The sequence below is a fragment of the Candidatus Dadabacteria bacterium genome, from assembly GCA_026708565.1.
GTDB lineage: Bacteria > Desulfobacterota_D > UBA1144 > Nemesobacterales > Mycalebacteriaceae > Mycalebacterium.
This window is the reverse complement of record JAPOUR010000015.1, coordinates 31,571-39,637: the sequence shown is the minus strand read 5'-3', so window position 1 is coordinate 39,637 and position 8,067 is coordinate 31,571. Positions and strand designations below refer to the sequence as shown.

The 8,067-nt window shown below is 53.7% G+C and carries 10 protein-coding genes; 5 read left to right on the top strand and 5 right to left on the bottom strand.

Annotation, left to right across the window (positions count from 1 at the left end):
• Positions 1-1,794: phospholipase D-like domain-containing protein (locus OXF42_02565; protein MCY4046980.1), on the bottom strand; the 1,794-nt coding region annotated here is incomplete at its 3' end.
• Positions 1,795-1,890: 96 nt separating this feature from the next.
• Here OXF42_02565 and OXF42_02560 point away from each other — a divergent pair.
• Complete coding sequence (locus OXF42_02560) at positions 1,891-2,073, top strand: type II toxin-antitoxin system HicB family antitoxin (protein MCY4046979.1); 183 nt, start codon at positions 1,891-1,893, stop codon at positions 2,071-2,073.
• Here OXF42_02560 and OXF42_02555 read toward each other — a convergent pair.
• From OXF42_02555 to OXF42_02545, 3 genes are all read right to left on the bottom strand, one after another.
• The gene (locus tag OXF42_02555; protein MCY4046978.1) at positions 2,068-3,315 is read right to left on the bottom strand and encodes an ATP-binding protein; all 1,248 of its coding nucleotides are present in this window, start codon (positions 3,313-3,315) and stop codon (positions 2,068-2,070) included. The two genes, OXF42_02560 and OXF42_02555, sit on opposite strands and share 6 nt — an antisense overlap.
• 172 nt (positions 3,316-3,487) lie before the next feature.
• Positions 3,488-3,697: a hypothetical protein gene (locus OXF42_02550; GenBank protein ID MCY4046977.1), complete on the bottom strand. Its 210-nt coding sequence runs from the start codon at positions 3,695-3,697 to the stop codon at positions 3,488-3,490.
• Entirely contained in the window at positions 3,694-3,885 is a 192-nt protein-coding gene (locus OXF42_02545; protein ID MCY4046976.1) for a hypothetical protein, read from the bottom strand. The genes OXF42_02550 and OXF42_02545 overlap by 4 nt, the downstream gene beginning before the upstream one ends.
• 67 nt (positions 3,886-3,952) lie before the next feature.
• Between OXF42_02545 and OXF42_02540 the strand changes: the two genes are divergently transcribed.
• The 4 genes from OXF42_02540 to ggt are packed head-to-tail and all read left to right on the top strand — an operon-like array spanning position 3,953 to position 7,039.
• Entirely contained in the window at positions 3,953-4,741 is a 789-nt protein-coding gene (locus OXF42_02540) for a type III pantothenate kinase (GenBank protein ID MCY4046975.1), read from the top strand.
• Positions 4,719-5,126: a hypothetical protein gene (locus OXF42_02535; protein ID MCY4046974.1), complete on the top strand. Its 408-nt coding sequence runs from the start codon at positions 4,719-4,721 to the stop codon at positions 5,124-5,126. The genes OXF42_02540 and OXF42_02535 overlap by 23 nt, the downstream gene beginning before the upstream one ends.
• Positions 5,086-5,370 (top strand): Dabb family protein, encoded by a 285-nt coding sequence (locus tag OXF42_02530; protein ID MCY4046973.1) that lies wholly within the window; start codon positions 5,086-5,088, stop codon positions 5,368-5,370. Before OXF42_02535 ends, OXF42_02530 begins: the two co-directional genes overlap by 41 nt.
• Entirely contained in the window at positions 5,360-7,039 is a 1,680-nt protein-coding gene (gene ggt, locus OXF42_02525) for a gamma-glutamyltransferase (protein MCY4046972.1), read from the top strand. The genes OXF42_02530 and ggt overlap by 11 nt, the downstream gene beginning before the upstream one ends.
• On the opposite strand, the gene tsaD is transcribed toward ggt, so the two are convergent.
• The gene (tsaD, locus tag OXF42_02520) at positions 7,036-8,067 is read right to left on the bottom strand and encodes a tRNA (adenosine(37)-N6)-threonylcarbamoyltransferase complex transferase subunit TsaD (protein MCY4046971.1); all 1,032 of its coding nucleotides are present in this window, start codon (positions 8,065-8,067) and stop codon (positions 7,036-7,038) included. The genes ggt and tsaD overlap by 4 nt on opposite strands.

Here is an 8,067-nt window from a genome sequence, read left to right as displayed (position 1 = left end):
GTCAATCAAGTATTTGGACGGAAGATAGACCGAGAGAGCAAATTTTTCTATCTTCTCATTCAAATCCTCGTAAGATAACTCACCTTGCGTGTCTGTCTGAGGATACTCATTTTGAGGATTCTCATGTTTTGGAAAACCTCCTATTTCCTCCATGGAATCAACATAATGCCGTTTTATGTGTTTTCGCGACCTCGCGATTGACACCCCGTCAATCAATCGTAGGAAATCAGCGCCGAGTTCTTTCAATAGGTCAGACTTGTTGCGATTTGGCACAGACTCCCATTTTTTAAATTGTTTCTGCGCTTCATTTAGCAACCTTTTGAGACTTGTAATTTTTAATGACTTGCTAAAGTATTTATCATTTGCTTCTGTCATCAACTCAATTTGGTTTCGTAAATCAGTCAAAGCCGTATTGACAGGTGTCGCGGACAGCATAAGGACCTTTGTTCTTGAGCCTTTCTTTATAACTTCTTCAATCAGTTGGTTGTAGCGACTGCGTTTTATTATGTTTCCCTCTTCATCTTTTCTATCTTTAGGCGCGTTTCGGAAGTTATGAGATTCGTCTATGACCACCAAACCAAAATTTCCCCAATTGAAATTGGAAAGATTAACTTCACCGGATTGTCCTGATTCCCTACCTAAATCGGTGTGTGCAAGTAAAGAGTAGGAAAATTTGTCCTCAGTAAACGGGTTGTGTTTGTAATTGGCACTAGCCCGATACAAGTTCCAGTTCTCAGATAGTTTTCTGGGACAAAGAACTAAAACCTTCTTATCGGCGATGAGCTCAAAGTATTTGATTACGGCAAGGGCGGTATAAGTCTTACCGAGGCCAACGCTATCTGCCAGAATGCAACCGTTATATTTTCGTAACTTATTTATTATTCCTTTTGCACCTTCTTTTTGGAACTTATAGAGTTTTTTCCATATTTGATGGTCGTAAAGATGGACATCTTTTAATGAGATTTCCTGTTTTTCTCTTTCTTTGATTTCCTTATTGAAAATATGGAACAAGGTTTTGAAGTATATGAATTCCGGAGACTGGTCTTCGTATAGTTTCTCCAGTTTGCCCAAAACGCTCTTTTTGACATCTTGAACAAGAAGGCTGTTGTTCCAGATCTTATCAAACCATGCCTTGAGAGCCTCGCGGTCACTGGAATCGGAAGGAACAACATTGATTTCTATATTAGGTCTTACGCCTTCTCCAAGACCGGACTTTGTAAAATTTGAACTGCCGGATATCGCAATGGTATCGTTCCCGTTCTGAATGTGATACATCTTTCCATGAACAAAGTTTGAAGTTACTGACTTCACTTCCGCTTTCTCTTCAATCCACTTGGCGCATTCTTTCGCCAAAGATTTTTGGTTGAGTTGGTTGACTGCTTCAAGGCCAGCTTCTGAAATAAAGAAGGGATTGAGTTCCTTCTGTTCCGGGTCAACGCTCTCCACGGAACTAGGGTCACCGAATAGAAACCTTACTTTGTTAGCGGTGTCCAGTTTGTCTTTCAGTACTTCATACCCATATATGGAGAAGTAGGCTGATACGATTGAGAGAGAGTTTCCCGGCTTCATGCTTTTTTTGAGGAAGTCGGAGACTTTAGTCTCTCTGTTATCTACTACAACCAACTGGCTATTGGTTTGTTGCTTGGTTCTTGTGCTCGCCTTGGACATAAGAAGCCAATAACTTACCAGCAAAACAAGGCTGTATGGAATGTTTGCAATGGGCAACGGGAAATTAATGAATGACCAGACAAAGCCATCCTCCCCCATCCCCTCTGGATTCCATGCCAGTTGCACAAGATGCAGAGAACACCTTGCGCTTGCCTACCACAACCAAGTTTGACCTTGTCGTTCCGAGCATTACAATCAATCTCACATCGGAGGTGGTGAAATATGAATAACGGCAAGTTTGTGGCTCTTGTATGGAAAGAGGGAGACAGTTTTGTTTCCGTTCTCAGAGGCACAAGCATAGCAAGTTGCGGCGACACGGCGGAGGAAGCGGTTGAAATGCTCAAGGAAGCCGCCGAACTGTATTTTGAGAACGTAAGCGAAGAACAGAAACGCGAAATCCTATGACCAAAGCGCGGCAATCGGAACTGCGTAGAGATTCTCGCCGAAAGCGGTTGTGTGGTCTCCGTCATAAAGAATGACGCCTATTCGGAAACGCTTCCCGGTAATCTGCTGAAACCTCTTCAATCCGGCGAAATCCCGATTAGTCAAGGTGGCGGTGGCTTTAACCTCAACGGCTAAACAGTCGCCGCCAAGGGTCTCCATGATTACATCCACCTCCGTCTTGTTCTTGTCGCGGTAGTGGTAAAACCGCAAGGGCTCTCCGGCCTTTCCCATCCAAGTCGCCTGTTTACGCAATTCATTATAGACAAAGGTCTCAAGCAATGGCCCCATACGGGTCGGCTCTTTGCTCAGACGCTCTTCGCTCTGTCCGCTGACGGCGCATATCATACCGGTATCAGCCAAATGCAACTTGGGGGTTTTCACCAGCCGCTTGGATTCGTTTGAATGCCATGCGGGCAACAGTTCCAGCAGAAACAACTGCTCCAAAAGCGCCAGATATTTTTTTACTGTTTCCCTGCTCAAACCCAACTTGTTACTCCACTCGCTCAAGTTGACCAGATTGCCGGAATGCAACGCCGCCAACTTGACAAGATTCAGCATCCGGGCGGGGTGTTCTACGCGCGACAGGTCGCGGAGGTCGCGCTGAATCAGCGAATTCAGATATTGCTGATACCATGCCCGCCGCCGCGCCTCTCCCTTGCGCTGCAAGGGCTCCGGAAAGCAACCGGAGACCAGCCGCCGCACAAGATGCTCCCTTACCCGCGTCTGCCGGGTGGAAGGCGCTTTCCCTTTCAGCAGTTTGCCGAGGAAACGGGGCTTGCTCTCCTGCAACTCGCACTCCGACAAAGTCATCAGACGCACCGCTTCTATACGCCCCGCGAGAGAGTCCGACAACTTGGGCAACAGAAAGGCGTTGGCGGAGCCGGTCAGCAGAAAACGCCCCGGCGTCCGCTTTTCATCCACGGCCTGTTTGATGGCGGCAAACAAAGAGGGCGCGCGTTGCACCTCGTCAAGGGCAATGCGGGTGTCCGGCAGGTTTCGGATGAAGCCAACCGGGTCTGCCCCGGCTGTTGCAAACTGCGTCTGGTCATCCAGAGTCAAATAGGTCCAGTCAGATTCGCCCATTTCGGATATGAGCGTTTTGGTCAGGGTGGTTTTTCCGGATTGACGGGCGCCCATAATGAATACCACAGGCGTATCCGCCAGAGCGGTTTTTATGTCTTGAGTGGCGTAGCGCTTATACATTACAGCATCCTCACAGGGCGGCTGATTGCTAATCAAACAGCGTCTAATCGCTAATATAATGCCGTCTAATCGCTAATTTATTACCGTCTAATCGCTAATCTATTGCCGTCCAATCGCTAATATAACGCCGTCTAATCGCTAATGCAAGAGGAATTTCGGACACAAATTCCCGCTACTTCTCTTTCTTCAAAAGCGCAAACTCGCCAAGCGAACAGACCAGTTCCCAGCCCTTGTTTCCGAGGTCATTCAACGCCTTCTCCATTCCGCCGCGCAACTTCTCGGATTTCACTTTGCCGCCTTCAACAGAAACATCAACACTGTGATTGGACGGGTCTTCAACCTCGCCCCTGAGAGGCACAACCTTGTATTGCCACTTCTTCATTTGCTTTCTTCAGCGGGAGCGGCCGCAGCCTCTTCGCCGCCGTCTTCGTCAATCGGAACAAACTCCGCGTTTTCGCCTGAATCGGGGATTTCACTAAGCGCCTTCTTGTAATCTTTTTTGGAAAATACGCCTTCCCCTATCTTCCTTTCCACAGTCCGCACATCAAAATCGGGCTTCTTCTCAGCCATGTTTTTCTCCTTGTTATGTGTAGAAACGGCTTGCCAATGCCGCCGCAGTGTTACAATCTATACGGTTTTGAAACAGGATAAAAGCATTCTGGCGGTTGACATAGGCAACACAAACGCCTCTCTCGCCGTTTTCCGCAACTGCTCCGCAGATATGGAGCGGTGGGAGACGGCGGCGCGCGCGGACGCGCCGCTTGCAGAACCGGACTCGCTCGCCCGCGCCCTTCAAACCCTCGGCGGCGGCATATCAGGCGCGGTTATCGGCTCGGTCGCCGGAGAAAAATACTCGGACAGGACGGCGGCAATGGTTGAGTCCGCCCTCGGCCTGCGCCCCCTCGTGGCGGACTGCTCAATGCAAACCGGCCTCACGCACACCTACAAAACCCCCGAGACTCTGGGTATTGACCGGCTCGCAAACGCCGCCGCCCTGTTTGCAATTTGCGGGGGCGCATGCGTTGCGGTTGACTTCGGGACGGCAACAACCTTTGACTGCGTTTCAGACAAAGGCGTCTATATGGGCGGCGCGATAGCCCCCGGCCTCGGCTCTTTCCGCGCGGCTCTTTCCGCCGCCCCCGCCCTTCCGGATACGGGTTTTGACTTTCCCCCGTCTCCTCTTGCGCAAACCACGGAAGACTGCGTCCGCTCCGGCACAATGTTTGGCTACGCGCGCATGGTTGACGGCATGACCGGAGCAATGGTCGGGGAGATGGGCGCGCCCCGCGCGCGGGTGGTTGCCACGGGCGGGTTTGCCCGCGCCGTCTGCGGGGAGTGCCGGAGCGTTTCGGAGGTTGACGACTTGCTGACTCTTAAAGGTCTGGCAATAATTCTGATTGAAAATGAAGGACTTCTTTCTGTATAAAAAAGAGACTGAAAAGCCCCACTATGTTCTCATCGCCGGAGACAGGGTTTGGCTCATCCCGTTCACGGCGGATATTGAACCGGGCAAAGGGCGCATGGCAATAGAGTCTTCCCGTGAAGAGGCCGCGGTCAATTCCGAGCCCACCGAACTGGTTGAAAGCGGCAAGGTGGCTTTCAGCAAAGAGGACGGCGGCAAGATTGAGTGCGTCTTTTACGGCAGCGGCGGCTCGTTTATGAACGGCGGCTTTGTGTTCGTTCTGCCCTCGTGGGGAAGGCACACGCAGCGGCGGCTCTGGGTGGTCATCAAATCAAAATCAAACGGGGAAACCCCCGGGGAGGAAACGGATGATAAAACACATAGTGATGTGGAAACTCAAAGACAGTAGGCAAAACGCGCCCGCGCTCAAGGCGGCGCTTGAGGGGCTGAAGGAGAAAATTCCGCAGATAAGGGCGATTGAAGCGGGCGTAAACTTCAACCCTTCGGATTTTGCGGCGGATGTGGTTCTGTATTCGGAATTTGATGACGCCGCCGCCCTTGCCGCCTACCAGAGCCATCCCGACCATGTGAAGGTGGCGGAGTTTTTGAAGGGCGTCGCCACTGACCGGCGCGTTGTTGATTATGAAGTTTGACCTGCGCGGGCGGTTTTTTCCGCTGTTTCTTTTACTTTTTCTGCTTCCGCCGCCGGCTTCCGGTTCGGGGGGCGGGGCGGTGAGCGCGGCAAACCCGCACGCCGCGCGGGCGGGGGTTGAGATTCTCCGCAAGGGCGGCTCGGCGGTTGACGCGGCGATAGCGGCGCAGATGGTTTTGAACCTCGTTGAACCGCAGGCTTCGGGTGTGGGCGGCGGCGCGTTTATGCTTCACTGGGACGGCGGGGCGAAAAAACTTGCGACTTTTGACGGAAGGGAAACCGCGCCCCGCTCGGCGGACGAAAATCTTTTCACCGATGAGGGAAGCCCGATGCGGTGGGCGGACGCCGCCGCAGACGGGCGCTCTGTCGGAACGCCGGGGCTGCTTGCCATGCTTGAAAAAGCGCACCGGAAGCACGGGAGGCTGAAGTGGAAAACTCTTTTTGAACCGGCATTCCGCCTCTCAAAACGGGGTTTTGCCGTTTCCCCGCGCTTGAGTGAAATGGTCGGAAAAAATCGTGAAGGGCTCGGCAAATATGAGAAGTCCCGCTCATATTTCCTTACCGCTTCGGGAGAACCTCCCGCCCCCGGCTCGGTTTTGAAAAATCCGGCTTTTGCGAATGTTTTGTCCAAAGTGGCGCGGAAAGGACCCCGCGCTTTTTATCGCGGACGCACAGCGCGAAAACTTGTCCGGGAGGTTAAGAGGGCGGGCGGCGGGCTTTCCGTTTCGGATTTGCGCGGTTACAAAGCCAAAGAGCGCGAGCCCGTTTGCGGCTCATACCGCTCATATCTTGTTTGCGGAATGGGGCCTCCGACTTCGGGAGGGATGACGGTTCTTCAAATCCTGAAAATGCTTGAGCGGTTTGACATGGCGTCTTTGGACCCGATGTCCGCAAAGGCGGCGCACCTTTTCACGCAGGCGGCGCGCCTTGCCTACGCCGACCGGAACGTTCACATTGCCGACCCCGATTTTCACCATGTTCCGGTCGCCGGGTTGACCGATGCGCAATACCTTCAAAAGCGGTCGCGTCTCATAGACGCTCAAAAAGACATGGGCGGCGCGGCGGCGGGAATACCGGGATGCGCGGCAATGCGGGGCGGCCCGCTTGAGTTTCCGTCAACAACCCATATATCGGTTGTTGACGGACGGGGCAACGCCGTTTCAATGACTTCAAGCATAGAGAAGGCGTTCGGTTCGGGAGTGATGACGGACGGGTTTCTGCTGAATAACCAACTTACGGATTTTTCATTTTCCCCGTCCGGCAAAGACGGCTGCCCGGTTGCCAACCGCGTCCGGCCCGGCAAGAGACCCCGGAGTTCAATGTCTCCCACGATTGTGTTTGATGAAGAGGGGAATCTCCGTCTCATTGTCGGCTCTCCGGGCGGGAGCAGGATAATCAATTATGTCGCCCGTTCCGTTGTCGCCGTTCTGGACTGGGGGCTGGATGTTCAGGCCGCCGTTGCTCTCCCCCATTATGTAAACCGCAACGGAAAAACGGAACTGGAACGGGGCACGGAGGCGGAACTGCTCGCCCCCGCCTTGAGGGAAATGGGGCATGAGGTGGTGATAAGTGAACTCACCAGCGGGCTTCACGGGCTTGAGTTTGCGGACGGAAAAGTCCGGGGAGGGGCTGATCCCAGAAGGGAGGGGGTTACTCTTTTTGCGGATTAAAACCGCGTTTCGCCCCGGCTGATCTTCACCCGCGAGGTGGAAAACGCCGAGACTTCAGGGGGAGCAATCCGCCCCTCTTTGAACAGATGAAAACCCAGCGCGGCTATCATGGCGGCGTTGTCCGTGCACAGGGAGGGAGACGGAATTGCAAGGCGGACGTTTTCCCTTTTGAACACCTCCGCCGCCTTTTCCCTCAGCCGCGAATTGCACGCGACACCGCCCGTTATTGCGAAATTTTTCACCCCGGTTTTGCGGACGGCGAGAAGTGATTTCCCGATAAGCGAGTCAACTATCGCCTCCTGATAACCCGCGCATACATGAGGAAGTTCCCCGGCGTCCGGCGGGCCGTCTCTTTCTATTCCGTACGCCAGCGCCGTTTTAAGCCCGCTGAAACTGAACCACAGCGTGTCCGTATCCGCGAGAGGGCGCGGGAAACGGATCTTTGAAGGGTCTCCGCTTTTTGCGAGCCGGTCTATCTCCGCCCCGCCCGGATATCCGAGGCCGAGCGCCTTTGCCCCTTTGTCAAACGCCTCGCCCGCCGCGTCATCGCGCGTTGTGCCGAGAACCTCAAACTCCGTGAGCGTCCTGACAAGAAACAGGGTGGTGTGCCCGCCGGACACCACAAGGGCTATGAACGGAACTTCAACCCCGCCCTCCACGGCGACGGACGCGGCGTGGGCGTGCAGGTGGTTGACCGCGACAAGCGGCTTGTCCAGCGCGACGCTGAGCGCCTTTGCCGAAGTAAGCCCTATCAGCAGGCAGCCCAGCAGACCGGGACCCTGCGTTACCGCTATCGCGTCCATGTCGCGCAGCCGCGCGCCCGCGGTGTCAAGGGCTTCCCGCAAAACGGGGATGATTGCCTCAAGGTGGCTTCGCGATGCGAGTTCCGGCACCACTCCGCCAAACGGCCTGTGCTGCGACACTTGAGACGAAACAATGTTTGAGAGCACCTCCCCGCCGTTTCTGACCACCGATGCGGAGGTTTCATCGCAGGATGACTCTATGCCAAGAATCAATGCTTCGCCCAT